The organism is Burkholderia sp. LFS061 (genome assembly GCF_047978125.1).
GTDB lineage: Bacteria > Pseudomonadota > Gammaproteobacteria > Burkholderiales > Burkholderiaceae > Burkholderia > Burkholderia pyrrocinia_C.
Window position 1 is genome coordinate 1 of sequence record NZ_JBFPFS010000073.1, and the last position, 24,397, is coordinate 24,397.

Below are 24,397 nucleotides of genomic sequence, written 5' to 3' on the forward strand. Positions count from 1 at the left end.
GCCGGAGGTGTGCCGAGGCCGGCACGTCCCTGGCGTTGGTGCTCAGCATGCGTTTCCGCACGCGACTCGGCCTTGTCTGCGATTCCAGATAGCACCTCTAGCAGGTATCCGGCCGTTGGTATTGTCGAACGAACCATTGCCGCCGGTGACCGTCACGGTCGTATTGCCGATCGCCGTAGTCGGGTTGTTGACGTCGCCCGAGAAAATGAGCCCGTTCGCGTTGCTCAGGCTGCCGGTCGTCAGGTTCAGTGCGTTCGTCGCGAGCAAGCCGCCCGAGTTGGTCGTCGCACCCGACACGTTGAAATTCGCAGTCGGCCCGTAGATCGTTCCCGAGTTATTGAGGTTCGTCGCGGTGATGTTCGCGGTCTGCAGCGACGACAAGCTGCCCGAATTCGAGACGGTCGAGCCGGACACGTTCAGGTTGTCGGCCGCCATCTGCGTCCCGACGTTATTGACCGTGCCGCCGGCGAGCGTCGCGTCGCCCTTGAAGGCCGCCGTGCCACCCGTCGTCAGGCTTTGCGTCCCGGTGATCTGCGTCGTGCCGCCGACCACCGCGTTCGCGGTCGTCACGTTTGCACCCGACAAGGTCGCATTGCCGCCGACCGACAAGGCCGGCGCGGTGGCGCTGAAGGGCTGATTGAACTGGCCTGCCGACGTATCGAGGTTATTCGTCGCAGTGGCGGTCAGATTGCCACCCACCGCCACGCCCTGCGTCGTGATGTTGGTCGCCGTGAGGCTCGCATTTTTCGACGCGGTCGTCTGGCCGTTGAGCGTCAGATTCTGGCCGGCGGCCAGGGTCGCATTGCCCGCCGTCGAAACTGGACCGGCTGCCGTCAGATTTCCTGTCTTCGCATTGGCGTTCAGATCGCCGATGCTCTTCAGGCTGCCTTGTGCGTTCACGTCCGTACCGGCCGTGATCGTCGTTGTCCCGCCCGACAGTGAATCGCCTGCGAGCGTCGCACTACCGTTGGTCGCCGTCAGATTGCTGCTGCCCACGGCCGTCGTCGCGCCGACCGACAGGTTCTGGCCAGCGGCTGCACTCAGATTGTTGCCAGTCTGGATCGCGCCTGAGATAGCGACGTTGTTACCGGCATTGAGCGTCGTATCGTTCACGACGCTGATCGCACCCGTGCCGTTGATGTCGCGGCCCGCCGTCACGCTCGCGTTGCCCGTGTTGCTGACCGCGAGGCCCCCATTCAGGTTCGCATCGCGCGCGGCTGCAATCGTCGTGGCCTGGCCACTCTGGATCGTCCCGGCGACCGTCGCGTCCTGCCCGGCATTGATATTGACCGTGCCCGGCGTCGACACGGCACCCGCGATCGCGACGCTACCCGCGCTCGATCCGATCGATGCGTTACTGCCGCTGTAGACGAGACCGCCAAGGCTCACGCCCTGCGATCCAATCGCGTTCAATGTGCCGAGCGACACCACGTTGCCGGTCGTCGTCAACGAGCCGCCGTTGGCCGCGAGCGTCATGTCGCCGACCGACGCTGCCGTTCCCTGCACGCTGGTGCTGCCGCCCGACGTCACGTTCAGGGCCCCGCCACTGGTTACGTTTCCGCCCAGCGTCGTGTCCTGCCCCGCCTGAATCGTCACCGCGCCCGGTGCGGAAACCGTGCCGCCGAAGCTTGCGTTCGTACCGGCCGTCGCATTGATCGTGCTGCCGCTCTGAACCGCTCCATTCAGCGCAATGGCCTGCCCCGCATTCAGATTCACCGCGCCTTGCGACGACGCGACGTTGCCCTGCCCCGTGATCGAGCCGCCGTGTGCAGCGATCGTCACCGGCCCCTGCGCCTGTACCGTGCCACCGACCGCAGCGTTCTGGCCAGCCGTCACCGACAACGCACCGTTCGATTGCGCATTGCCGTTTACCGTGGCCGAGCCGGTTTGCGCGGCGATCGTCGTATCGCCGACGCCGGACACCTGCCCGTTGACCGTCGCGTTGCGTGCGCCCGCCAGCGCGACCGTGCTGCCACCCTGCACCGCGCCGTTGACCGTCAGATCCGCCCGGCTTTCGCCGACACCGTGCCGGGCGCGCTCAAGCCGCCGACCGTGAGATCGCCATTGGTCGTCTGCAGCGCGATGTCGTGCGCCGACAGCGAATCGATCGTCATCGACTGGCCGGCCGTCAGGCTGGCCGCACCGTTCGCGGCAACAGACGCGGCATTCAAATTGCCGCCCGCCGTCATCATGACGTTCTGCCCGGCCGACACCGCACCCGGCGCGTTGATGTCGCCGTTCGCATTGACCGTGTAGTTCTGGTTCGCGAGACCCGTACCCGCGATCGTCGTGTTGCCCGTGCTGGTCAGATTGACGTTCTGATTGGCAAACGTTTGTCCGACCGATATGTCGCCGTTCGCATTGACGATTACGTTGCCCGCCGTCGCCGACAGCGGACCTTGCGTGTTCACACCCATACCGACCGCCGTGGACACGATATAGACGGTGCCCGATGTGACCGAACCATATTGGCTCACGTCGACCGCGACGCTCTTGCCGATCGCCGCGGCAGTGTTGGCCGTGCCGTTTGCAGCCGTTCCGTACGTGATACCGGTCGCATTCGACGACGCCGGCGTAACGAGCTGGTTGCCCGTGACGATGTTCACGCGCTGATCGGCGCGCAGCGGGGCATTGACCGAGACGCTTTGGCCAATAAGGTCCAAATTCCCGACGGTGCCTTCCACCCCGGCACCCGGCGTGCCGTCGTTACCGGCGGGCCCGCTGATCGAAATATTGCCTGAGCGAACGTCGTATGCCACCGCACCCGCATGCGTAAAATCGGTTGCCGTGCCGCCGACACCCGTCAGAAACTGCGGCGTGCCGGTTGTGAGCGTCAAATTCGTGACATTCGTCACGCTCAAACCATTGACGCTGACGCCATTCGGAGACGCCACGACGACGGCCGCCGGCGAGCCGAATACCTCGAGCGGACCGAACAATGAGGCCGCTGGGCCAGTCGAGCTGACCTGATTGACGATCGTCGTCGCCGGCCGGCCATTCAGATTCGGATTCGGATTCGGATTCGGATTCGGATTCGGATTCGGATTCGGATTCGGATTCGGATTCGCGCCCAGCGTACCGCCGAGCAGCGGAGTCCCCGCCACCGTGCTGCTGTTCAGCACGAGACCTTCAGGTCCCACGTTAAACGACTGATACTGTCCGACGCTAATGCCATTCGCATTGGCCGCGGGGATATTGATAGCCGGCACGCCCGTGCTCGTTTGCGTAACCATCGGCTGGAAGGGAATCGGCGCCCGCGGATCGACAATCGGTGCGGCGTGCGCCGTTTGATCCGCGAGAAACACGGCCGGCGCGAAATACATCACCGCCGTCATGACCCACGCAGTCGCCTTGACCCATAGCGCGTGTCCTTCGCTTTTCAGCGGAGCATGGTCGACGATAATCGCCTGTTTGGCCGTTTCCCGTTGAACGTGCCGAATCTCAATATCGCGCGTGCTGCGGCGCATAGTTGGTCTCGCTCTGAATTTTCCGCAGATAGTCGCACAGCCAAAACTGAAAGATGGTCAACAATTGTCAGGCTTGGCGATAAGCTCACGGCATTTACTTACAAACACCATACGATAAATGCATTAATAAGTTATTCGCTTATCTATATCAATAAGCCGCTCAATCAAACACCAATCTTTAAAATCGTGCTCTCGAGAGTTAGGGACGATTTCCATGCAATGTCGATGTCTTTGCCGGCGACGCCGTACACGGTATAGCCATGGCCGCGGCGCGCCGCCGATGTGCTAAACGTTAAAGAGTGTGACTGATAGAGCCGTCGGTCATTTTCCGATCAGAAACTGACCGAAAATAGTCGACGCTGCTTCGTCTCGATTGAAAGCGATTGAGTGAACAAGCAGCCGCGCCGCGAACGTCGATGGAGTTGATCCGGTTGTTGCGCTACAACGAGCGGAACTTGACTTTCCATGTGAGCCGGTACGCTGGTTGATATCGATTCCCTAACCGCGACAGGAGAAATGATGTCGACTTACCAAACGCTGCTTGCACAACGCGCCGTCCTCGAAGCCGAAATCGAGAATGCCAAGGCCGCAGCACGCCAAACCGTGCTGGCTGAAGTGAAGCGCATGGTGGTGGAATTTGATCTTTCCGCCCGAGAGATTTTCGGCGGCAACAAAGCGCGCAAACACCAATCCACGCGAGCACGCTATCGAGATCCCGAATCCGGCGCAACATGGAGCGGTCGTGGCCGTCCACCGGCCTGGATCGATGGCAAGGACCGCGCACCATTCGAGATCGCGCCCCAGCCCTCCAATTCTTGAACTGAGTCTCGACACTGGATATATTTACAGTGCAACGCAACACGGCGGCCGGCTTCGACACAACCGGCCGCCGCATCACCTCGACGCCCCTATGGAAAGCTCAGAAACCGTTACGCCGCCCGGTCCGCAACCCGACCCAGTGCGCTTCGAGCACGCGCTCGCGCACGCCACGGAAGACCTGCGCCGCATCGCCACGTCACTCGCGGATCGCCATCTGAAGGCAGGACTGACGCACGCCTGGAGCTGGCCCGTCCTGCTCGAAATCGAAGAGCAAGCCTTTTCGGATCTCGCGTTCCAGAGCCGGAATGAAGCGGCAGTCGTCGATGCCCTTCCGCGGATAGGCCCAGCGACCTTTCCGGGTGTCGATCTGAGCGGCCTGATCGACTGGACGTTGGCGGACTCATCACTTCCGATCGTCTATCTCAGCGTTCGGGAACGGTTGTCGGCGGTCGATCTCTCCGACCGAGCCAAAGCAGCGGCATGAGCGGTCGGTCGACACATTGCTTGGCGGGCGGAAAATCGGCTGGAGCGCAGGTTGTGCGCGCTAGCGATATCCGAGTGACGGGACCGGGTCACCCCTCCCGTCTGCTGGCAAAGGACGCGAATCGTAGATTCGCGTTATGCTTGGGGTAGGCAATATTCAGTATATAAGGTCGAATGGACGATCCGACTCTCTGGCTGTCGGCACCCACCGAGGCCTATCAGCAGTGGCAGCGCACCGAAGCCGCCGGCGCCGATCGGCGCGCGTTCTCGCCCCGGTCGATCGTCCAACACGAAGCCATGTTCGAGCGCTTCATGCGCCACCTCGCGGCCGCGCAGCGGTCGCTGGCCACCTTCGGCCCGGATCACCTCGAATCGTTCTTAGCTGACGTGGACCGCCGGTGCAAACCAGGCACCACGACGCGGCTTCGCTACCAGAAGCTCCTCGACCGACTCGGCCGACACCTCGTCGACGTCGGCGTGCGCAAGACCAATCCAGCGGCCGCCTATACGCTGACGCAGACGTGGCCGGAGGATGAGCCCGTCCCGGTGTACCTGCTCGAGGCCGACGATCGCCGCCTGCAGGAGTCGGTTGCCTCGCTCGACGGCCTCGACGAGCGTGCGGTCCGCAATCGCGCGATCGTCGCGCTGCTGCTTGCGACAGGCATCACCGCGCAGGAAATTCGTCAGGCGACAACCAGCGACCTCGATCTTTCGCCGGCGCGGCCGCACATCCTGATCCCCAAGCGAGGCCCACGCGAAGCGCGTCGAATCAACCTGGAAGACTTCGCGCGGCCGGTGCTGGAGCGATGGAGGAACCACACAGCAGCGGCCGCCAGCGCGCTGCTGTTCCCGTCGCCCCGCGCGGGCGGGCCGATGACGGACGAGATGCTCGGCCGGATCGTGCGCGACGAACTGCTCGCGGTCGACATCCGCGTGCCCGACATGAGCCCGCGCACCCTTCGCAACACCTTCGCACGCCGCCTCCTGCTCGCTGGCCGGAGCAACGATGACGTCATGTACGCGCTGGGCCTCACAAGCCAACGGACCGTGATCCGAATTCGCGCCACCCTCCAACCCGCTCCGCAAGCCAACGGCGCAACTTGACTTCTTGGCCACGTCGATAGCCTGAAGAAGCCAGCACTTTCGCTGGCTTCTTTGTTATCGGAGGGTTCCTATGGACTACGTAACGCGCTACACAGACCTCATTTATTTCGCGGGCGGCGATTTCGTGATCTGTCGATACAGGCTCATTGCCCGCCGTTCCGAGGCCAAGCAAATCGTCGTTCAGATCGACAATCACAAGGGCTCGCAGGGCATCTTGAGAGCAGATCACCAAGCGCGTGACGCTGTCCTCAATCGAATCGCCGATCGGGAGCTGGCTGGAATCCCGTTCGCAATGCTCTGCGTCGCGCTGACCGAGAACGACACGCACCAGGTCGTTTTAGGCGAGCCGGACCTCGAAGACTACATCCATCGTGGCCATCCGTTTCAGCAGCCCCCCGAGCGCGCTGCCCGCGGCCGACATATCGAGCGCATCTCGATCGACTCTCGAAACCTCGTAATCGGCCGCGCGCGAATTCTGACGGCGCATTCCACCCCGACATCGCCGGACGCTGACCTCGCCGCATTGCTGAAAAGCCCCGATAACAGCGCGGCATAAGAAGCCTTGTGGGTAGGCGACAACGACACCTCGTCGAGGTGTCGCCACGCCGATCGAACTCCCACGGTGGACGCGGCCAACATCGAGCCGGTGCCCGTCGAGATTTATTTCGCAAGGGGGGGTGAAACATCTCGGGGCATTGTCGTATTGCTTCATTGAGAGGGCGCACGTCGTGCCCTATACGTGGCGAGGAATCACACAATGAAGTTCATACTTGACCTAGCACGCGCAGCGCTTGAGGCAATGGTGTTTCTCAGCGATCAGTCGCCGGCCCGTCGAGGCGACCGGAAGATGACTGCGGCAATGGCTTTGGCTTGCGTGTATCACATTTACGCGATCATCCACGCTTACACACTCGGAATGTAAGACTCGATCCCAGGGCAGCTGACGAAAAAAAGCCCGGCACATGAGTGCCGGGCTGTGTCCAAGATTACTTTCCGTCAAGCGGCCTGCGAAAACAGGTCGACCGGCGCCAGATTCAGCATCGTACGGTGCTCGGAGTCTGAAATCGCGTTGTCGACGAGAAATCGGTCCAGCTCTAACGGCGTCAGGTTGTGTCGCTCGGCGAGGTGGGCGAAATACTGCCCTCGTTTTGCCATCTCCTGATACCGGCCAGCCATTCCGGCCGGCAGCCGCACGATCCCTTCGTTCAACCAGAATCGGGCCGACTCCATCCCCGAATGAAGCTGCGCCTTCACCGACCAGCCAGCATCGAAGCTGCAGGTCACGAATGCACACGCTGCCTCGGTGTCCACCTCGAACTGGTCGCTCTATTCGAAATAGACGATCTGCTCACCAGACTTCGTTCGAGCATACCGGCTCGGCCGCCCCGGACGGGTATAGCGATTCCACTGCTCCGCGGCATAGTCGCGAAGCCCATCCGTGGGTACCTCGGCATCGTACGCGCCGACAAAGAACCAACCGTGGTGCGGGATGTCGATCTTCGTCAGCGGATCGAGGACTGGAACGTGGTACCGCCGCCCGAGCCGATGCACGTCGAACCAGACCGAAAGCGCTGGAAAGGCGTGCTGCGCATATCGCACGATGCGCGGTATGGTCATCGACCCTGGCCAGCGTCCGTATCAGAAAATGCGTGAGCGACATCGTATTCCTCGAAGTACAGTCGGAAGGTTTCACCCGTCAACGCGCGCGCCGCGAGCTGGAACGCCGCCGATCGCTGGCTGATGTTCTCCGGGCACCGTTCGTCGACCATCTCCGGCGCAAGCTTGTAGCGCGACTCGAACGCCGTTACCGGTTCGAACATCGGCGACCAGACATGGAAGCGCTCGCCATCGCGCACGACGAAGCGCCGCGCATACAGCAAGTGGGCGGATGCGAACAGACCCTGCATGAATGCGATATGCGGATCGCCGGTCTTGCGCACGCGTTTGAATGCACTGAGTCCGTCCACGAACATCTCCTTGACGAGCGGCTCTGCCTTCCCGATGAAGTGTTCACCGACGAAGTCCGCTACTCGCGCGCAGGCGAGCTCCAACTCTGGGGCGAAGGTGAACACCGGAGTCAGGTGGGCAGAGAGTTTGTGCTCGCGAATGATTTTTTTGAAAACGGCAGACATGCTTGGTTGTTTAGCCTGTAAGAATTGGAATACGTCCCTGGTACACCGCGCCACCCGAGATCCGCATGAAGTACTGCAGGTTCGGCAGGCTCTGGATCAGGCGAGTCGGGATCAATGGCACTGCCTCCAGCTGCTGCGACCGCGTCACCGAGCCGGTGAACTCGCCGACATGGCCCTCGCTCGCCTTGCTCGTGCTGCTGGAGACGATCAGGTTGCGAATCGCGGTGTCCCCCACCTTCTTCGAGAACCACTCAGCCGTGTCGGTATCTTCCAAGCGTAAGATGATCTGGTTGTTCAGATTCCCTAAAACCTGCAGCATTTTGGCGGCATTCCCCAACTTCGCCTCGAGGTCGGCGCGCGTCTGGAACGCCACGAACGCCTTGAAGCCGGCGCCGCGCCCCTTGTTCAGGATCTGGATCACCTGTTCGTTGATCGCTTCCGCGATCTCGTCGATGATCAGCACCACCTCGGGCGGTTCATCGTAGAAGTTGTAGATCGAACCGCACACCGCGGACACGTCAGCCAGGATCATCGACGCGATGGCCTTCGCCACAATGCTGTTCGACAACGAGTCGAGGCCTATGTGGAGAACCGCCTTCTGGCGAATGACCTTCTCGATCGTCCAGATCTCGCGCTCGTCTTCGAAATCGTCGACCTTCGGCGCCAGCATCAGGCCGGTCTCACCCGTCGCGAGCATTTGCAGCAGCGGGAGTGCGGACGCAATGATCCGCATGTAGTGCTCACGATCGTGCACGTGGGTCGCGATCAGCCCGTCGATCGCCTCGTGTCCGCGGTCGTTCGCACCGAACCGGGCCTGATAGAGCGAAATCATCGCGTCGACGCGCGTGGAGCCCGGCTTGTTCGCGATCTTGACGGTGTCCGCCGTGACCAACTCCTCCCAGTCGGTCAACCCGCTCTCGATGAAGAAGCGCTTGAGCGCTTTCTCCAAGAGCGGATCAATGCCGAGCTGCGCATACTTGAGGATCGAACGCAGGTTCGGCTTATCGCCGATATACAGTTCGCCGTTCACCGAGCGGCTGATGAACAGGTACGCGAAGTCGCGGAACGGCCCTTCCTCCATCAGCTGCGCGATGCGGCTCGGAATTTCCGACGGCTGCGACCAGCTATCGAGCGGCTCAAGGCGGATCGACTCGGACGGTTTGGCCTGATTGAAGTAGAGGAATTTCCGGCCGGTTCGTTTCGCCTCTCGCTCCGCGCGTTCCTTCCATTCCTTGTCGTTCTTCGGATCGATGTCGATCAGGACGTCGCCGCCGTGGATGACCTGCGTCGAAATCACTTCGTACGTGCGAGTCTTCCCAGAGCCGGTGGTACCGCCCACCGCGGTATGGCCGCCCATCGCCTTGTAATGGAACGGTACGTAGCCCTTGTTTGCCTCCAGACCATGGATCCAAGACGCGCCTTGCGGCGTTCGATCCCGGATGCTGTCCTTTGGCGCGAAGAGCTTTTCGATCATCTCCTCGAACGCGCGGCCGGGCTTGGTCTTCGGTAGCCACTTCGGCAGACCCGGGATCTCCGTGGTCGGCATCCGCAGGATGTCGTGAGCCATCTGGCAATGCTTCTGCGTCCACTCGAAGCCGGTGCCGAGATACATCGCGTTGGCCTCGATCCGCATGCGTGCCTGGATCGCCAGCAACGCGGGCACCGCGAGCGTCGTCAGCCATTTCGTCGACAATCCCATCCGGAACTTGAGCGCACGCCAAACCTGACCGGAGCGGAACGCCCAGGCTTCGTCGGCTTGACGTACACGTGGTTTGCCCCGTCCGTATCGATTACCCACTGAACCGAGTCACCCATCGCCGGATCGCTGATCAGGCTCTCGCCCCGTTCCAGCTCGATCGTTGTGAGCTTCAACGGTGCCGTCATCACGCGGTAGATCTGGTCGCGGCTGTATGGGAACACGGCCATGCGCGCGTCGCCCGGCATCGTGATCGGGTCAGCGCCCGAGTTGTATGGGTTCACCGGGCTCATCGCGTCGCCGATGATGCTGCCGACGTCGAAATTCGGGATCGGCGCAATGGGACTAGCCGCGCTCTTCGCGGCGTAAGTTTTGGAGGCCGCCGCGATCAACGCGACCGCGACCCAGGTCAGGAGGGAACGTGGTCGTTTCATGCGCCGGTTTTCTGGAGGGTGAAGAACGGGTAGTAGAGGCCGTAGGGATTCGTGCCGAGCACGTCTTCGGCCGTCGGGGGAACGATCTGGTAGCGCATCGTCAATGCGTAGCGCACGTCGACGGGCTTGTCCGCTGGCGACTGCCGCGTTGACGTCGTCAACTCGACCACGACGGTCGAATCCTCGAGCAGCGACACGTTGGTCACCTTGGGCTCGCGAACCAGCTTCGGATTGGTCGTGATCTGGTCGAACGGCTTGTCGTCGCTGATCCAGGACGCAAACTGGTTCTTCGCGTTACCCACCATCTTGGCTTTCACCGCGTTGATGTTCTTGGCGAGACGAGAGGTACGGATATCGTCGGTGAGGACGGGCTCGATCGTGAACCAGTGCTCGACGTCCTCTCTGATTGCCGTGCGCTTCGCCTGGTCGTCAGGGTTGTACGCGGCCAATTGCTTGACCAAAGGATTACCGCCGGCGTCTGAGGAAACGCCATAGGCCTTCACGACCGACGGCGGCGGCTGCCGGGTGTACACCGCTCCGCCGGCGATGATGGCGAGGACGAAACAGAAGGTTTTCCAGTGATTTGCCTCGACGCGCAGCCGCGTCCCCTGATCGAAGATGATCGTTTCAGGATCGTCGTTCGAGTAGTGGCCGGGCGCCGGCGACAGCGCGACCTGCTTCTTGCTACGGGGAAAGAGTCTGGGGAATCGCATCGCGGAGTTCCAATTGGTCCGGGTCAATTGGAACAGCCGGGACGACAACGGCACTTGGGAAAAGAGCCGTCATTTCAGGGACCTTTTCGCAACGCCAGGAAACGCTGGCCATCGACGCCACCGCGCGCAACTGGTTGAGGGGTGTACGGCAAAAAGCCCTATGAAATTCGTGAGCTTTTCAGACTTGCGCTTCCAGTCACGACGATAGAATCGAGGAAAGCGCGTTGCACACGTTGCACACACAACGATGTCCGCTCAATGAGGACGAGCGCTTCAATATCCTCGAAAAAACAAGAGCTTGCGGCCCGTCGTCACTCGAGGCTTGCCGACTAGCCCCCTCAACCAGTTGTGCGGCATTTTTCAGAACCGGCAACAATACGAGGCCAACTACCAGCATTCGCTATGACACGTTCCGATTTCTGCAAGAGTCCGCCAGCTGAGAAAGCGCACACCCGTTTGATCGCGATTGCACGGCATGAGGATCTTCGGAAGGCAGAATCTCCACCGGTTGTATTAGGCCAGTTTTATCGCGAGCAGCTCGATCGCGATCTTTGGCCCAGTCAAGCAAAGCTTGCCGCGGACCTGAAGGTATCGAAAGCAACCGTAACACGATCAATCCAAGCATCTCTGCTTCCTGCCGAGGTCATAGCATCGTTTGGAGGCCCGAGTCGTGTCTCATTTCGTACAGCGGAAACAGTAACGATGTTGATCCGGGGACTTGGACACGAGGTAGTCGTCCGGAGAGCCCTGACGGTGCCGACCGCGACTGCTCCGACGAAGGTGAAATCGATACTGTCTACTGGTTCGGCCGGCGTGAAGGATGGTCTCGCACTGCGGCTGTCTCCAGGGGGAAGCGGTCGACACATCCGAATCGACTCGCCGGACATTCAATGCGTGATCCCTCACCTTGCTGTCTTGGAAGACCTAGTCAACGCACTCCTTCCGTCAGTCCTTGGAAGATCCCGCTGAGCGCGGTGGGTCATAAGGAAGTACGCGTCTCGCGACGCACATTCGGGCGATCGGCCAGGAAGTGACATTTTCCGACCTGGAAGTTGCTTCAACCCAAACGGTGACATTATCCGACCCTGCGGGAGATACCTCTCGGTGACATATTCCGACCCGCACACCACTGTTGAACGATGACAAATTCCGACCCGATCGACGGTCTTGGAAAGTGACATATTCCGACCTGGGTGTTCGTCACCAGAAAGGTGACGTTTGCCGACCCGGAGTCCTAGAAAAGGTGACTCTATGCGACCCGAAGCTACGCCCAAACAGTGACTTATTCCGACCTCAGGAACAGGATCAATGGTGACGTTTTCCGACCCGGTGAGAATCGTCATCGACGGGATATGGTGCCCCATTTGGTGGATGGACTTCTGAAACGGTGACGTTTTCCGACCCGTAAACTCGGCCAGAATCTAACTAGGCCGTCGCGCGGGTCTCTTTCTGATGCGTCTCTTCGAAAAGTGACGTTTTCCGACCTAGCGCCGCTTTGTAGCCCCTCGCCTCCCAATGTCGGGTCGAAAGGTAAGTGAGTACTCAGTGTCTTTAACCCGTTGAGGTCGGAAAGCGTCACCTTTTCGGGGAGCAGAACCGTCCTCTGGGCCTGTGGAGAGCTACAGATGACTCAAAGCTGGTGTTCTGGGTCGGAAAACGTCACTTTTGAGGGGTTCCAAAGGGCGAAATCGGTTGAGATCCGCCGGGTTTGTTGCTTCGGAGCAACTTTTCTATCGGGGTTCTTTGTAAAACAGTTTATAGAACCGTTTGTAAAACCTTTTGTAAACGCTGTGGCGATGCCCGGAGAGGCATACTGGTTAAGGGATTGCCGAGAGCCACAGTCAAAGAACTGTGACGTTTACCGACCTGGGAGTGACGTAATCCGACCCTCAGTGGACGTATTGCGGGCTGGAAGTGACAAATTTCGACCGTTATCCACAACGGTGACTTGCACTGTGCCGATGTCACTTTATAATTGTGACACTTCCTCCTGAAGGTCACCTTTGTGAACAAAAAGGCAAAGCATCAGCCGGAGCCGGCGCAGGTCGAGATCGTTGAGATTGAATCCCTGCAAATCGAGTCGTCCGACGAGCCAGCTCTCGACGGGGACGGCCGAGTAAAGGGTACCGTTGCCATGAGCCGTGCACTTGTGAATGCGCAACAAGGGCTGACTCTAAACGAGAAGCGGGTAATGATGGCCGCGCTCCGATGCATCGACAGCAAGAGTTCTCCATACTTGCATAGCACGGGGAACGGCTACGTGAGCGTTCGTGTTCGAGCAGATGAGTTTGCCGCCCTTGCTGCACTTGCTCCAAGGTCTGGCGAGAAGCAGGCGACTGCAGCATATGAGGGGCTGAAAGAGGGTTGCGCAAGCCTTCAGAAGCGACAGCTGACGTACATGGATGGTCCGAGAAAGATCGTCTTGAATTGGGTATGGAAGGCCGTCTATCACGAGCGAGAGGGATGGGCAGAGATCTCATTTTCACCGGACCTGACCCCACATATCTTCATGCTGCAAAGGCGGTTTGTCTCATACCAACTTGAGTTTGCCAGGGGCCTGCAGTCGCTCTATTCGTGGCGGCTGCTCGAGCTGCTCATGCGCGAGCGGGATCGCGGACGGCTCCTGATCACGTTGGAAGACTTCCGGCACGTGCTCGAGATCCCTCCTACATACCGTTTTGCAGACATCAAGCGTCGGGTAATTGAGACTGCGGTGAACGAACTCAACGCGAAAGCGGATCTCGTTATTTCCTGGACGCCGGTGAAGCTTGGTCGCGCTGTGAATTCTCTCGATTTCCAGTTTGTGCAGAATCCGCAGAGTCGGCTGGCGTTGGACAGCGAAGTGGCATTTGCGTGAGCAAGTGGCGGCGGATCCTCGCAAGTCCGAATTGCCGTAGCTCGCTCGTAACACGCACCGCCAGGCGACTTGTCGGGCCCCCACGGTCGAGAGAATGCCGCCCAAGCGTAATTCCCTGGGCGGCAAGTTCCCCTCTCTTGAGTCGCTATTTCAGCTGGTGCCCGTCGTCGGCAAGGAGCTTCTTGAAAGCAGCGACGTAGGCCTCGGCTTTTTCTGCCGATCCGAGGACGAGGTCTACACGCACTTTCCCGTCGCCCCACTCCTTGATTGCGCCAATCTCAGCTCCGTCGTCGGTTGACACCTTGTATTGTCGGGAAAGTGACTTCCGTGGTGCCCGTCCATTTTCGAGGCTCTCGCGGATAGCCTTTACCTTCTGAAATGGGAGTTCCTCATCACGGATGCGCTCGGCGAGCGCCAAGGTACGCTTCTCGTCTGCGGCCTTTAGATACAGAGTGAGTTCGTAGCTTGTTGAGAGGCCGAATTGTTTGGGCTGCGAAGCGATCACATCTAGGACGGTCTGTGGCAGTTCAAGCAGTGCAAGAATCTTACTGACCTTCGATTTGCCCTCCTCCACGAGAACTGCCAGCTCATCGTTGGACTTTGCGTGGCCCTGGTCGAGAAGCTTTTTGTACCCGAGTGCGACGTCCAGAACGGTTTCTTGTTCACGCTCGTTGTTTGCTGCTCGAGCGAGACGGTAGAAATCGATTGGATCTAGGCCATCGAGTAGTTTGACGTCTAGCGTTTCGGCGCGATTGCGGAGCGCCCCGAGTTTCCGGAACTGTCCGTCGATTAGGATTGCGCGATCCGGGAAGTCGGGATGGCGGCCGGCGAGAACGGGGACGAGTTGTCCATCTCGCGCCATTGATGCTGCGCGGGCGGCGACCAACTCTTCCTTGTAGATCGTACGACTGTTGAGCGGATTGTCGTCGATACGGCTGATCGGCATCGTGATGTACCGAGCCTGAACTTTCCCTGATTGCTCAAGGTTTGCTAGGTACGCTTCTGCTGAAGAAGGGGCTGGCGAAACGACATTTTCCTTTGGGGGCTCCAACAGGCTGCTTCGCCCGCTCAGTGCTTCATCGACACGGTTGAACCGTGAGGGCACCGCCGCTTCTCGCATCGATTGATCACGCTTCACGCCGGCATTGAGCGCAGCAGAAAAATCCTTCTTCGTCATACTCGCACCTCGAGAACTTCGAGAATTTCATCGACAAGATCATTCAGTTCTTTATGAGCCGCCTTCGCAGATCGAAGCTGAAGAACTGTCGCCCCAGATACTTCCGCCTCCTTGTACGCGGTACGAAAGCCGAGCTTGGTCTTCAGCATTGGGAGTTCCTCGTCGCCCGCTGCAGCTTCGAAGATCTGTTTCACGATCGTCACGTTTTGGTTCATATTCGCGAACGATCGAAGTTTGAGATCTGGATTCCTTATTTGCGCCTCCATCCCCAACTTCTTGGCCTCCTGGACAGCCCATAAGTTGCCTCCCGATGCTGCAATCGGAATAAGTCCCAGATCGGAAATCAACAAGGCGACGGACGGCGCGGCCGATTTGATGGCGGGCGGACAATCAATGACAATAAAATCATAATCGTCGACATACTTGGCAATCTCGCGATCGGGACGAGGGCTAAGCGCAAGGTTCGAGATGGTAGCCGGGTATGGTCGATCATCTGGAGCGGAACCGACAGAGAGGGTTGCAGTTCCCTGCTCGTCCAAATCGACGAGTAGAGTTCGATAGCCCCGCATGCCAAACGCGCCCGCTATATTGGTGGAGGTCGTTGTTTTTCCCGAACCGCCCTTTTGATTAAAGACCGCGATAATTTTCGCTGCCATGCCTTCTCCCTTTCGAAACCACGCTCGGAGCGTCGGCAGTTTCTACGTAGAAACTGCCCCTAATACGACTCCCGGGAATCTTAGGATGGTTCGCGTAAAACATCAAGGAATACGCCGAAATTGAAGCGAAAATCGTCTCTGACGGCGACGACAGGCGGGCCAAATCCAGTTGGGAATGCTATCCACGGCCGTGGCCGGTAGTTTCTACGTAGAAACTGGCTGCTGAGCTCTCCGCATGAAAACGTGATCCGGCGATATGTCTGGCATGTTTTGCGGTGAGCTTGATGAAGGCCAAGATGTTGACGGACTACGCGAATGTCCGGTATCTCGCCAGACAACGACGATGTAAATGTGATGGGCGCATCTTTCTGTTTCATCTGACTGCCTGATTCGGGTGCCAGTTTCTACGTAGAAACTGGTCCGCCCTATGACGTCGAGTGTGCGATGCCTTGAACGCGATGCGGTTGAAGCGGAATTGATGCGTGGATTGCGATCTCGGCAGTGACCGAGGCGTGAGTTTCTACGTAGAAACTGCGGGCCGCGCTGGTCGTGCTCATAGTGGCGTTCGCTTGCGCGACGATGCAATGGAACCGAAAAAGTATGTCGAATGCGGTCGAGTTTATTGACCGGCATCGGGAAAGGATCGCCGGCTGTCGCGCGGAGAGAAATGTTTTCCGGCCTTATATACTGAACTTGTGTCCCGTAACAAAAGGGCTGCGTTGGCCGTGGAAGTACGGGGGCGGCAAGAGTGTGGCCGGCACTAAGTCCGAGATAATCTAGGACTTCGCTTTTTTCGCATAGTGAACTACCAGATAATGTCGGGCATTGAGCGACAGCTTTTCCAAAGTCCGACATTATCTGGGAGCGCGACCAGATGCCTCGAGTCCAAATGGAGCAACGATCGCGTACTTGTCGTCTATCTCGATTTGCGAGTTGATGCGTCGTTGAGAGCAGTGTCGTTGGTGTTCAGGCGCTGGATGTGTCCGCATTAGCTGACTGCTTACTCGTCAGAAGAGGGGAGTGCCCGCTTGCCGAAATATAGCGACGCCTCTTGCATGATGCGTTGTTGCTCCGCCTGGACGTAGATCGAGGTGGTTTGCAGAGATGCGTGTCCCAGGACCTTCTGCACAACGTCGAGAGGCACGTCGTTCGCGACCGCCAGCGTGCCGAACGTATGCCGGAACGAGTGCGGGGACAGACCAGCTAGTGCGACCCGCGTCGACTCCTCAATGTCGATCAGTTCGACGACTAGCCGTTTGCGAACCCACTCGATCAAGTCGTTGAGGCCGTTGGGCGAGTAGGGCCGGCGCTCGGCTACCCCGTGCTTTCGTTGTGCATACACGGTCCGCGGTATCCGCACGGGCGAAACCAGCGGACCGTGCTCGGCCGAGTCGAAGTTCTCCCCGCGGTCGAGCCAATGTGCGCGCAGTGCGTCGATCGCATCCTGGCTGACCGGCACCGTGCGCTCCTTGTTGCGTTTGCCGACCACAGTTAGTTGCCAAACCGGTTGGTCGATTAGAGCGTGCGGCGACACGCGTAGTGTATTGCGTTGCGCGTCGACGACTTCCTCGCGCCGCAGGCCCGAATCCCCCATCAACAGCATTAGAGCGAGCGCAACGCGCCATTGCGGCGGATCGGGACGCTTGTCCGATGGGTCGGCGAGTGCCGAAGCTTGTCGCGTTGCATGAGCGCGAATCTGATTCCAAAGCGCTTCAGGGATCGCGCGTTCGACCTGCAGCTTGCGCTCACGCGTCACGGTCGGCGGGTCGTTCACGGCCTTCCACGGATTGCCTGCCAGATAGCGCACGTCGACGAGCCATGCGAACGCCGCGCGCAGAGCTCGCACGGCGTATCGCTGAGACGGCGCTCCGAGATGACCGTCGGCGAACGGTTTCCAACGATGGGAATGGCGGGGCGCACGCGGGCCGACAAACTCAGGTGTCGGCGACTTCAGGAAGTCCTTGTACGCCTCGCAGTCGTCGACGAGCAATGAACTAAGCGGTTTGCGCCTGACCGTGACGGCCCAGAGCAGGAAGCGCTCGAGTTCTTTGGTGTAGGCGCGCAAGGTTTTCTGTTGCTCGCGATACTGGTACAGATATGCTCGCACCGCAGCTAGATCGTTCGGCGCCTGAATGTACGGGAAGAGGGCGGCCCGGTTCTCGCCTGTACTGCCGGACAAGGGGTGGGCGATGGCCATTCGCTCGAGCGGCGCGAGCACGCTTGCCCGGCCGCCGACCTCGACGATCTGGCTATTAGGGGCCACGAGCGGATCGCGGGCATCAACGTCCGCCTCGACACGCAAGCCGATCGTCGCTTCGTGCCGACGTAACCATGCGACGATGCTGCGTGCGCGACCGGCGCCGATGCGCGGTACGGCACGCCACCACGTGCCGCCACGCGCGTTGCAGAACGCCACGAGTTGCGCGAGCGTCGCGATGTTCCGCGATTTTAGACGCACGGCGACCAGAGGCCGGAACCACATTCCAACCGTGTGAGCAGCTTCCGGCTGCGCGACGGCAAGCTGCGCCGCTTGCTCGACCATCTTCAGGGAGACGGCAGCGAGCTTGGCGCTGCCGTGCTTTTTTGCCGACGTCTTCAGGTGTTCGGCGAGCACTGGCGAGCCGTGTTCGAGCGCGAGCGCGACCAGATCGGCCTGCATGTCGCGCATCCGGCGCTCGACAGCCGCGGCCGTGAGCGGGTCGCCGTTCTCGTCGTCCCCAAGATACAGCCGGCCGATCGTCGCCGGCGGGACGTGCTGGACGAACGCGCGGAGGGCGGCGAAGTCGTTTCGGCTGTAAGTGCGCTGGTGCGCAACGGGCTGGGGTTTGTTGGCCATCTTGCTAGATTCGCTCGTTGTTTGTGTGCAGCAGGTCAGTTCGGGCTGGCCGAGTCACTGCCGGCAACTAGGCTGCGTGAAAGCTGCGGGTAGCTAGTTAGCGCGCAGTAGCGCTGGCTATGGTCCACGAAACCCGCGAAATGGCTAGGCGCAAAGCACCATACCCCTATTTTATGCTATTAAGCATAACCGTGATAATACGAGTTATCACGGTTAAAATAATTGGGGCCTTATTATTCGAGGCGATCGTCCCTGGTCGGGCCACACTGTTGGCGCGGTGGGGCGGCGATCGCAGGCCAACGACCGGTGCCCGATATCGGCAACAGCGGGCGCCGGGTGTCGGCCAGGTCGAGAAGCGTGAGGCGCAAGCCTGGCTTCCGTATGGGGAGGGCAGGCGGTCACCGGCGGCACCGCCGTATTGGCTCTCCGAGGTTTGCGTGTCGGCCGTGGTGTGCGGTAGGGTTCGGCTTTGACTTGGTGAGCAGGAGGGTTCATGAACAAGCAGGAACTTATCGACGCCGTTGCCGCAGGTGCCGGCGTCAGCAAGAGCGAAGCAAGTACGACGGTCCAGGCGGCGTTGGCCGTCATCACGGAGGCCGTGAGCCGTGGCGAGGCGGTGCAGCTCATCGGCTTCGGCGCGTTCTCGCAGGGGCAGCGCGCGGCGCGAACCGGTCGCAATCCGACGACGGGGGCTGAGATCGCGATCGCCGCGGCTAACACGGTGAGGTTCACTGCCGGCAAGGCCTTTAAGGATGTGGTGAACGCGTCGTGACGCAGCGGGAGGTTGAGCAGGTCACCTATGCGGGCCTGCACCGTGAAATTTCTGAGGTGGTCGCGTCCACCCGCGCGGCCGCGGCCCGCAGCGTGAACGCGTTGATGACGGCGACGTACTGGGAAATCGGGCGGCGGATCGTCCTGTTCGAGCAGGGTGGTGACGAAAGGGCGGCCTACGGCGAGGCTGTGATCCGGCGCTTGGGTGCAGACTTGTCGCAGCGGTTCGGCCGTGGCTTCGGGTGGCGCAACCTTGCCCAGATGCGTGCCTTCTATTTGACCTGGCCGGCCGATCGGATTGTGCAGACGCTGTCTGCACAATCCACCGCCCCCAAAATTGTCCCGACACCGTCTGCAAAATCGACCAAGCGATTGTCCGTTGCAAGGGCCGAGGAGGCCACGCCGCTTGAACTCAGCACCGTCGCGCAGGCGTTTCCGTTGCCCTGGTCAGCCTATGTGCGCCTGCTTTCGGTGAAGGCGGCCGCTGCGCGCGATTTCTATGAAGCCGAGGCGCTGCGTGAAGGCTGGTCCGTGCGTCAACTCGACCGCCAAGTGAGCAGTCAGCTCTACGAGCGGCTGGCGTTGTCCCGCAACAAGGCGTCTTTGCTCGGGAAAGCCGCTGAACCGCAACCGGGTGAGTTACTTACACCTGAGGAGGCGATTCGCGATCCGTTCATCCTTGAGTTCCTCGATATGAAGGACGAGTACTCGGAGTCGGATCTCGAGGCCGGCTTGATCCAGCATCTCGCCGACTTCCTGCTGGAACTCGGCGATGATTTTGCTTTCATCGGTCGGCAGCGGCGCCTCCGGATCGATGACACCTGGTTCCGTGTCGACTTGGTGTTTTTTCATCGACGACTGCGATGTCTGCTCATTATTGACCTGAAGGTCGGGCGCTTCAGCTATGCCGACGCCGGTCAGATGCACCTCTACCTCAATTACGCGCGCGAGCACTGGATGAAGCCCGGGGAAAATCCGCCGGTGGGTCTCATCCTATGTGCCGAAAAAGGCGCCGCAGAGGCACATTACGCGCTCGACAACTTGCCGAACAAGGTTCTCGCGGCTGAATATCAGACGGTACTGCCGGACGAAGCCACGTTCGCACGAGAGCTCGAGCGCACCCGAATTGAACTGGAGCGGCGTGGGCGCGGCACATGAGTTTGCGATACGAATCCGGTATGAAGGGAGCTTAGTTCCGCAGCAAAAATCTCCCGCTGATCTCGAATCCAATGTCATTTCGGTACCGAGTTGAACGCCGAGACTCATCTATGCGAAAACACTCTAACTTGCGTCGTCGGCCGCTCACGAAGGCCCAGCTTCTACCCCTTCCGGCGGAGCAGGTACGCCGCCTCTCGCTCAAACACCATCTCGCTCTTGCAGCCCTCTGCGAAGGTCGCGGCGACGTCGATGCCATCGTTACGCTGTCCAACGTGCTGGCTCTAGCCGTCTGTTTATCCGCTGACGGAGATGTGGAGCCGTATCGTCGAGCGGACGCCGCACTTGCTCAATGCATTGCACGTGCCGAGCGTGGTGAGCCGTGGACCTTGACCGACCCGGAGCGTACGGCACTCGAGGCGTTGGCGCTTATCCATGATGAGCAGCTTTCCGCGGTTCCAGTCCATCGCTACCTCGATGCGCTGGAGCAAGTGCAGCGCACCGACGTACGGGACGTTGGATTGCCAATTCAGCCGGTGCGCGACCGGCTATCAGCTGACTGAGGTCGCTATATCTGGTGCGCACCGACAGCCGGAGGAATCCATGGGGCAAAGCGGCTTTCTAGACTAGGCGCATCTGCGTGGCTCCCTCAACTAAAAGTTTCTACGTTGAAACTTTAGCTATTTACGCAAGGAGGTTCGCCGGGCAGCGCTCGCTTGTGTCTCGGGCAGCGCTTGGTTTGCCACGGGCAGGTGGCCGAGTCGTTGGCGGCGGAAGTGAAGGGGTCAATAGTAAGGACTATGTTACCCTTCATTTCGGGACATCCCGCCAAGCGCGCGGATCAGTTGTTGGCCGTGCGGCCCAGGGCATCCCCGGGCGGGCGCGATGGGGCGGGAGGGACGGTGCGAACCGATGCCGTGGTCCGTGCGGGGCGGCCGAGCAGATATCTGAGGCTATCAACATTTGTAAATCGATAGTTAGGCTGCATGGCCGGCGCGAGGGATGCCACCCAAGCCAGCCCGGTCACCGGGATGACGTACGGGATTCGGTCTATCGGCGACAGCGCGTGCTGGCCACGCAGACGGCGAACGCCTTCGCATCCCACGGCAAACTGGGCCATGGCTCGGGATCCTCAGGCCCGAAGCCCCCGGTGCCATAGCATTGAGGCTCGTCCCAATGAGTCAATTCTGGCAATACGACTTCTCAGGATTGAACGGGGCGGGCCACGTTGCTTTTCGCCTCACGGACAGTGGGTCCACCCTTGTATTTCAGGACCGTTTTCAGGGGCGGTACGTCTATAATGAACCGGTCCTACCACACCTCGAATTCAGCTAAAATGCCGCAGGTCAACCCCCGCATCCTCATATGGGCTAGAGAAGCTGCTGGCCTCGGCATCGATGAGGCCGCCACAACGTTGCAGCTCGGGGGCGCCCGGCAAAGCGGCGCTGAAACGCTCGAGGCGTATGAACAGGGTTTGAAGGCCCCAAGCCGACCCTTGCTCTTGAAGATGGCAAAGGCCTATCGGCGGCCACTTCTGACGTTCTATCTTCAACACCCCCCCGTGAAAGCCGAACGGGGCGAAGACTTCCGAACGCTTCCTGGCGGCCGCGAACTAGAGAGTGCTCCCAAGTTGGATGCCCTCGTTCGCGATGTGTTCGTCCGCCAGCGTCTAGTCAGGTCGATTCTCGAGGACTCGGACGAGGCGCAGCCGTTGAAATTCGTCGGCAGTATCACGTTGGCTCAACCAGTGGAGCACGCTGCCAAGGTAATCAGTGAACGGCTCTCGTTCGATCTGGATGAATTTCGGCGCAAAAAAAGCGTTGAGGAATCGTTCAACTACCTACGCGGACTAACAGAGAAGCTTGGTGTGTTTGTTCTCCTTATCGGTAACCTTGGCACACATCACACCGCACTAAGCACAGATATTTTCCGTGGCTTCGCGCTAGCAGAAAAAGTCGCGCCGTTCATCGTCGTTAACGATCAGGATGCGAAAGTTGCGTGGTCATTCACGCTGCTCCACGAGTTGGCGCATATCTGGCTTGGACGCACTGGTGTGAGCGGCGCTGACTTCGAGCAGAAGATCGAACAGTTCTGTAATGACATCGCAAGCGAAATGCTACTGCCAGAGGCCGAGATGAACGAGCTTCGGCAGTTCGGCGGTGAGCGGCACGAATTGATATCGGCGATCAGCGATTTCGCGAGCCGTCGTAAGGTCAGCCGGGCTCTGGTTGCTTATCGACTGCTCAAGCGCCGCCAGATCGATCGCAAACAGTGGGCCGATCTTACTGGCGAGTTCCGCCGAAGCTGGGAGGAAGAGCGAGCCAAAAAGAAGGAGCAAGCAGCGGACGCCGCAGGAGGCCCGAATTACTACGTGGTGAAGCGACACAGGGTTGGCAACGCGCTTGTTGAAGTAACACGCAGAGCGATCGCCGAAGGCTTTGTGACTCCGACGAAAGCCGGCCGCATCCTGGGGGTTCGGCCCACCAATGTTCAGGCGTTGGTAGGGGCGGCATGAAGCTTTATCTCCTTGACGCTAACGTACTGATCACTGCCAACCGTGACTACTACTCGATGGAGATGGTTCCGGTATTCTGGGATTGGCTGCTGCACATGGCAGAACTCGGGCACGTGAAGATGCCGATTGAGACGTTGGACGAAGTGCGCGACGGTGGTGGCAAGGCAAAAAAAGACGCCCTGGTTACATGGCTCAATCGCGCAGATGTATACGAGACGCTTGTTTTGCAAGAAGAGGCCGACCCGGAAATCGTGGCTTCTGTCTTAGCGAAGGGCTACGCTCCCGACCTCGACGAAACGGAGCTCGAAGAAGTCGGGAGGGACCCATTCCTGATCGCGTACGCGGTAACCGACCCGGGTCACCGTGTCGTCGTGTCGATCGAGGTATCTGCGCCAGCCAAAAAACGGGCAAATCGCCGCGTGCCGGACGTGTGCCGGGACAATGGTGTTTCTGTCTGCAACACATTCACAATGTTGAGAGAGCTTGGCTTCACGACCACGTGGCTCAAGCCGACGGCATAGCCGCATGTGGCCTTTTTCGGGCTTAGAGCAAAATAGTTGCGTCACTCCAGAATCCTCGTGTTGCGGCGGTAACGTCCTGATTTCTAGACCGATTTCCGAGGCAGCGCACGGCCGGTCGAGACGCTGAGTGCAGACGGGGCGCTCTCTGCCTCAAGCTCAGCCTGTGAACACGGCTAGCGCTAATTGTGAACGCCTACAACATCTCTAAGCGAACACGTTGCGGGCATTGTGGAGCGTCGCGGCGAGCGTTACAACTTGTGGCAGATCGGCCGTCCACACCGGTTCGACCGGGTCGACATCCGCACGTGTTGAGATTAGTCCGAATATTGATCGGAAATCAAAAATGATTCGTTCCGACTTATGGTTATCAACGGAACGAAGTCACACTATCGTAGCGGCTTACGATTGGTGCTCGACTCTCTTCTCATGAAGACCACACTAGACGAAATGCTCGCGTTCGTAACGATCGCAGACACGGGTTCGCTGACGGGTGCGGCGGACCGGTTGCATCAGCCGACCTCCGTGATGAGCCGAATCCTGCGGCGGCTGGAAGATAAACTCGACACAACGCTGATGAGGCGCACGACACGCCGGCTGGAACTCACGGAAGAGGGCAACGTCTTCCTCGACTATGCGCGAGACATTATTGCGTCGGTCGAGTTTGCCGAAGACCAGATTGCCCGGCAGCGCGAAACGCCGGCGGGCCGTCTGCGGATCAATGCTGCGATGCCGTTCATGCAGCACGTGATCGCGCCGATGATGCCGGGGTTTCGCGAAGCCTATCCGGCGATCGAGGCCGAGCTTCATACGAGCGACGAGATCATCGACTTGCTCGAACAACGCACCGATGTCGCGATCCGGATCGGTGAGTTGCGCGACTCGACACTGCACGCGCGCAAGCTCGGCAGCAGCAGGCTACGTCTTCTTGCCAGCCCGGCCTATCTGGAGAGTGAACCGCACCGGATTTTGTGGAGGCTCGTATTCTTGAGAGAATCGAGTCATGAACAAGAAGGCAAGCAAATTTTCCCCGGAAGTGCGGGAGCGCGCGGTGCGTCTGGTAC

At 59.8% G+C, this 24,397-nt stretch carries 20 protein-coding genes and 2 pseudogenes; 11 read left to right on the forward strand and 11 right to left on the reverse strand.

The genetic code is table 11. The annotated features are described in order from the left end of the window. Positions 1-42: 42 nt before the first annotated feature. Both ACNQQL_RS34425 and ACNQQL_RS34430 read right to left on the reverse strand, forming a co-directional pair. The gene (locus ACNQQL_RS34425; protein ID WP_347068949.1) at positions 43-1,983 is read right to left on the reverse strand and encodes a hypothetical protein; all 1,941 of its coding nucleotides are present in this window, start codon (positions 1,981-1,983) and stop codon (positions 43-45) included. A gap of 14 nt (positions 1,984-1,997) precedes the next feature. Beyond that, positions 1,998-3,467 (reverse strand): filamentous hemagglutinin N-terminal domain-containing protein, encoded by a 1,470-nt coding sequence (locus tag ACNQQL_RS34430; RefSeq protein WP_347068951.1) that lies wholly within the window; start codon positions 3,465-3,467, stop codon positions 1,998-2,000. A gap of 519 nt (positions 3,468-3,986) precedes the next feature. Here ACNQQL_RS34430 and ACNQQL_RS34435 point away from each other — a divergent pair. The 4 genes from ACNQQL_RS34435 to ACNQQL_RS34450 all read left to right on the forward strand — a co-directional run bounded on the left by ACNQQL_RS34435 (position 3,987) and on the right by ACNQQL_RS34450 (position 6,429). Next, positions 3,987-4,286 (forward strand): H-NS histone family protein, encoded by a 300-nt coding sequence (locus tag ACNQQL_RS34435; RefSeq protein ID WP_347068953.1) that lies wholly within the window; start codon positions 3,987-3,989, stop codon positions 4,284-4,286. 91 nt (positions 4,287-4,377) lie between these two features. Further along, positions 4,378-4,770 carry a DUF2471 family protein gene (locus ACNQQL_RS34440; protein WP_347068955.1) on the forward strand — a complete coding sequence of 131 codons (393 nt, stop codon included), beginning with the start codon at positions 4,378-4,380 and terminating at the stop codon, positions 4,768-4,770. Between the two features lie 173 nt (positions 4,771-4,943). Then, positions 4,944-5,873, forward strand: a complete 930-nt coding sequence (locus tag ACNQQL_RS34445) for a tyrosine-type recombinase/integrase (protein WP_347068957.1) — start codon at positions 4,944-4,946, stop codon at positions 5,871-5,873. 70 nt (positions 5,874-5,943) lie between these two features. Then, positions 5,944-6,429 carry a hypothetical protein gene (locus ACNQQL_RS34450; protein WP_347068959.1) on the forward strand — a complete coding sequence of 162 codons (486 nt, stop codon included), beginning with the start codon at positions 5,944-5,946 and terminating at the stop codon, positions 6,427-6,429. 440 nt (positions 6,430-6,869) lie between these two features. On the opposite strand, the gene ACNQQL_RS34455 is transcribed toward ACNQQL_RS34450, so the two are convergent. From ACNQQL_RS34455 to ACNQQL_RS34480, 6 genes and pseudogenes are all read right to left on the reverse strand, one after another. After that, positions 6,870-7,184, reverse strand: a complete 315-nt coding sequence (locus ACNQQL_RS34455; RefSeq protein WP_347068961.1) for a hypothetical protein — start codon at positions 7,182-7,184, stop codon at positions 6,870-6,872. A 15-nt stretch (positions 7,185-7,199) separates the two neighbouring features. Then, positions 7,200-7,490: a hypothetical protein gene (locus ACNQQL_RS34460; RefSeq protein WP_347068962.1), complete on the reverse strand. Its 291-nt coding sequence runs from the start codon at positions 7,488-7,490 to the stop codon at positions 7,200-7,202. After that, positions 7,487-8,005, reverse strand: a complete 519-nt coding sequence (locus ACNQQL_RS34465; protein ID WP_347068964.1) for a hypothetical protein — start codon at positions 8,003-8,005, stop codon at positions 7,487-7,489. The genes ACNQQL_RS34460 and ACNQQL_RS34465 overlap by 4 nt, the downstream gene beginning before the upstream one ends. Positions 8,006-8,015: 10 nt before the next feature. Further along, positions 8,016-9,749: pseudogene (gene traD / locus ACNQQL_RS34470) on the reverse strand (conjugative transfer system coupling protein TraD); the annotation flags it as partial. Then, a pseudogene (locus ACNQQL_RS34475) lies at positions 9,746-10,135 on the reverse strand (TrbG/VirB9 family P-type conjugative transfer protein); the annotation flags it as partial. The pseudogenes ACNQQL_RS34475 and traD, both read right to left, overlap by 4 nt. Beyond that, positions 10,132-10,848 (reverse strand): type IV secretion system protein, encoded by a 717-nt coding sequence (locus ACNQQL_RS34480; RefSeq protein WP_347068984.1) that lies wholly within the window; start codon positions 10,846-10,848, stop codon positions 10,132-10,134. The pseudogene ACNQQL_RS34475 and the gene ACNQQL_RS34480, both read right to left, overlap by 4 nt. Positions 10,849-12,853: 2,005 nt before the next feature. Here ACNQQL_RS34480 and ACNQQL_RS34485 point away from each other — a divergent pair. Further along, positions 12,854-13,705, forward strand: a complete 852-nt coding sequence (locus ACNQQL_RS34485) for a replication initiation protein (RefSeq protein WP_226263795.1) — start codon at positions 12,854-12,856, stop codon at positions 13,703-13,705. Between the two features lie 145 nt (positions 13,706-13,850). Here the strand turns inward: ACNQQL_RS34485 and ACNQQL_RS34490 are convergent, their stop codons facing one another. From ACNQQL_RS34490 to ACNQQL_RS34500, 3 genes are all read right to left on the reverse strand, one after another. Further along, positions 13,851-14,882: a ParB/RepB/Spo0J family partition protein gene (locus ACNQQL_RS34490; protein WP_347068969.1), complete on the reverse strand. Its 1,032-nt coding sequence runs from the start codon at positions 14,880-14,882 to the stop codon at positions 13,851-13,853. Then, the gene (locus tag ACNQQL_RS34495) at positions 14,879-15,538 is read right to left on the reverse strand and encodes an AAA family ATPase (RefSeq protein ID WP_347068972.1); all 660 of its coding nucleotides are present in this window, start codon (positions 15,536-15,538) and stop codon (positions 14,879-14,881) included. Before ACNQQL_RS34495 ends, ACNQQL_RS34490 begins: the two co-directional genes overlap by 4 nt. Positions 15,539-16,538: 1,000 nt before the next feature. Beyond that, complete coding sequence (locus ACNQQL_RS34500; RefSeq protein ID WP_347068974.1) at positions 16,539-18,374, reverse strand: phage integrase family protein; 1,836 nt, start codon at positions 18,372-18,374, stop codon at positions 16,539-16,541. Positions 18,375-18,867: 493 nt separating this feature from the next. Between ACNQQL_RS34500 and ACNQQL_RS34505 the strand changes: the two genes are divergently transcribed. From ACNQQL_RS34505 to ACNQQL_RS34530, 6 genes are all read left to right on the forward strand, one after another. Next, entirely contained in the window at positions 18,868-19,146 is a 279-nt protein-coding gene (locus tag ACNQQL_RS34505; protein ID WP_347068975.1) for an HU family DNA-binding protein, read from the forward strand. Beyond that, positions 19,143-20,303, forward strand: coding sequence for a PDDEXK nuclease domain-containing protein (locus tag ACNQQL_RS34510; protein WP_347068977.1), 1,161 nt, complete (start codon positions 19,143-19,145; stop codon positions 20,301-20,303). The genes ACNQQL_RS34505 and ACNQQL_RS34510 overlap by 4 nt, the downstream gene beginning before the upstream one ends. A 110-nt stretch (positions 20,304-20,413) precedes the next feature. Beyond that, positions 20,414-20,863, forward strand: a complete 450-nt coding sequence (locus tag ACNQQL_RS34515) for a hypothetical protein (RefSeq protein ID WP_347068979.1) — start codon at positions 20,414-20,416, stop codon at positions 20,861-20,863. Positions 20,864-21,600: 737 nt separating this feature from the next. Next, positions 21,601-22,815: an ImmA/IrrE family metallo-endopeptidase gene (locus ACNQQL_RS34520; RefSeq protein ID WP_347068980.1), complete on the forward strand. Its 1,215-nt coding sequence runs from the start codon at positions 21,601-21,603 to the stop codon at positions 22,813-22,815. Next, the gene (locus ACNQQL_RS34525; RefSeq protein WP_175693687.1) at positions 22,812-23,336 is read left to right on the forward strand and encodes a DUF4411 family protein; all 525 of its coding nucleotides are present in this window, start codon (positions 22,812-22,814) and stop codon (positions 23,334-23,336) included. Before ACNQQL_RS34520 ends, ACNQQL_RS34525 begins: the two co-directional genes overlap by 4 nt. 426 nt (positions 23,337-23,762) lie before the next feature. After that, a partial coding sequence (locus ACNQQL_RS34530) for a LysR family transcriptional regulator (RefSeq protein ID WP_347068982.1) occupies positions 23,763-24,397 on the forward strand: 635 nt, incomplete at its 3' end.

What these genes read in the sequence shown, in the direction of transcription:
- ACNQQL_RS34430 (WP_347068951.1), bottom strand. Translation starts at nt 3,467, where the DNA reads ATGCGCCGCAGCACGCGCGATATTGAGATTCGGCACGTTCAACGGGAA.
- ACNQQL_RS34435 (WP_347068953.1), top strand. Translation starts at nt 3,987, where the DNA reads ATGTCGACTTACCAAACGCTGCTTGCACAACGCGCCGTCCTCGAAGCC.
- ACNQQL_RS34440 (WP_347068955.1), top strand. Translation starts at nt 4,378, where the DNA reads ATGGAAAGCTCAGAAACCGTTACGCCGCCCGGTCCGCAACCCGACCCA.
- ACNQQL_RS34445 (WP_347068957.1), top strand. Translation starts at nt 4,944, where the DNA reads ATGGACGATCCGACTCTCTGGCTGTCGGCACCCACCGAGGCCTATCAG.
- ACNQQL_RS34450 (WP_347068959.1), top strand. Translation starts at nt 5,944, where the DNA reads ATGGACTACGTAACGCGCTACACAGACCTCATTTATTTCGCGGGCGGC.
- ACNQQL_RS34460 (WP_347068962.1), bottom strand. Translation starts at nt 7,490, where the DNA reads ATGACCATACCGCGCATCGTGCGATATGCGCAGCACGCCTTTCCAGCG.
- ACNQQL_RS34465 (WP_347068964.1), bottom strand. Translation starts at nt 8,005, where the DNA reads ATGTCTGCCGTTTTCAAAAAAATCATTCGCGAGCACAAACTCTCTGCC.
- ACNQQL_RS34480 (WP_347068984.1), bottom strand. Translation starts at nt 10,848, where the DNA reads ATGCGATTCCCCAGACTCTTTCCCCGTAGCAAGAAGCAGGTCGCGCTG.
- ACNQQL_RS34490 (WP_347068969.1), bottom strand. Translation starts at nt 14,882, where the DNA reads ATGACGAAGAAGGATTTTTCTGCTGCGCTCAATGCCGGCGTGAAGCGT.
- ACNQQL_RS34495 (WP_347068972.1), bottom strand. Translation starts at nt 15,538, where the DNA reads ATGGCAGCGAAAATTATCGCGGTCTTTAATCAAAAGGGCGGTTCGGGA.
- ACNQQL_RS34500 (WP_347068974.1), bottom strand. Translation starts at nt 18,374, where the DNA reads ATGGCCAACAAACCCCAGCCCGTTGCGCACCAGCGCACTTACAGCCGA.
- ACNQQL_RS34505 (WP_347068975.1), top strand. Translation starts at nt 18,868, where the DNA reads ATGAACAAGCAGGAACTTATCGACGCCGTTGCCGCAGGTGCCGGCGTC.
- ACNQQL_RS34515 (WP_347068979.1), top strand. Translation starts at nt 20,414, where the DNA reads ATGCGAAAACACTCTAACTTGCGTCGTCGGCCGCTCACGAAGGCCCAG.
- ACNQQL_RS34520 (WP_347068980.1), top strand. Translation starts at nt 21,601, where the DNA reads ATGAACCGGTCCTACCACACCTCGAATTCAGCTAAAATGCCGCAGGTC.
- ACNQQL_RS34525 (WP_175693687.1), top strand. Translation starts at nt 22,812, where the DNA reads ATGAAGCTTTATCTCCTTGACGCTAACGTACTGATCACTGCCAACCGT.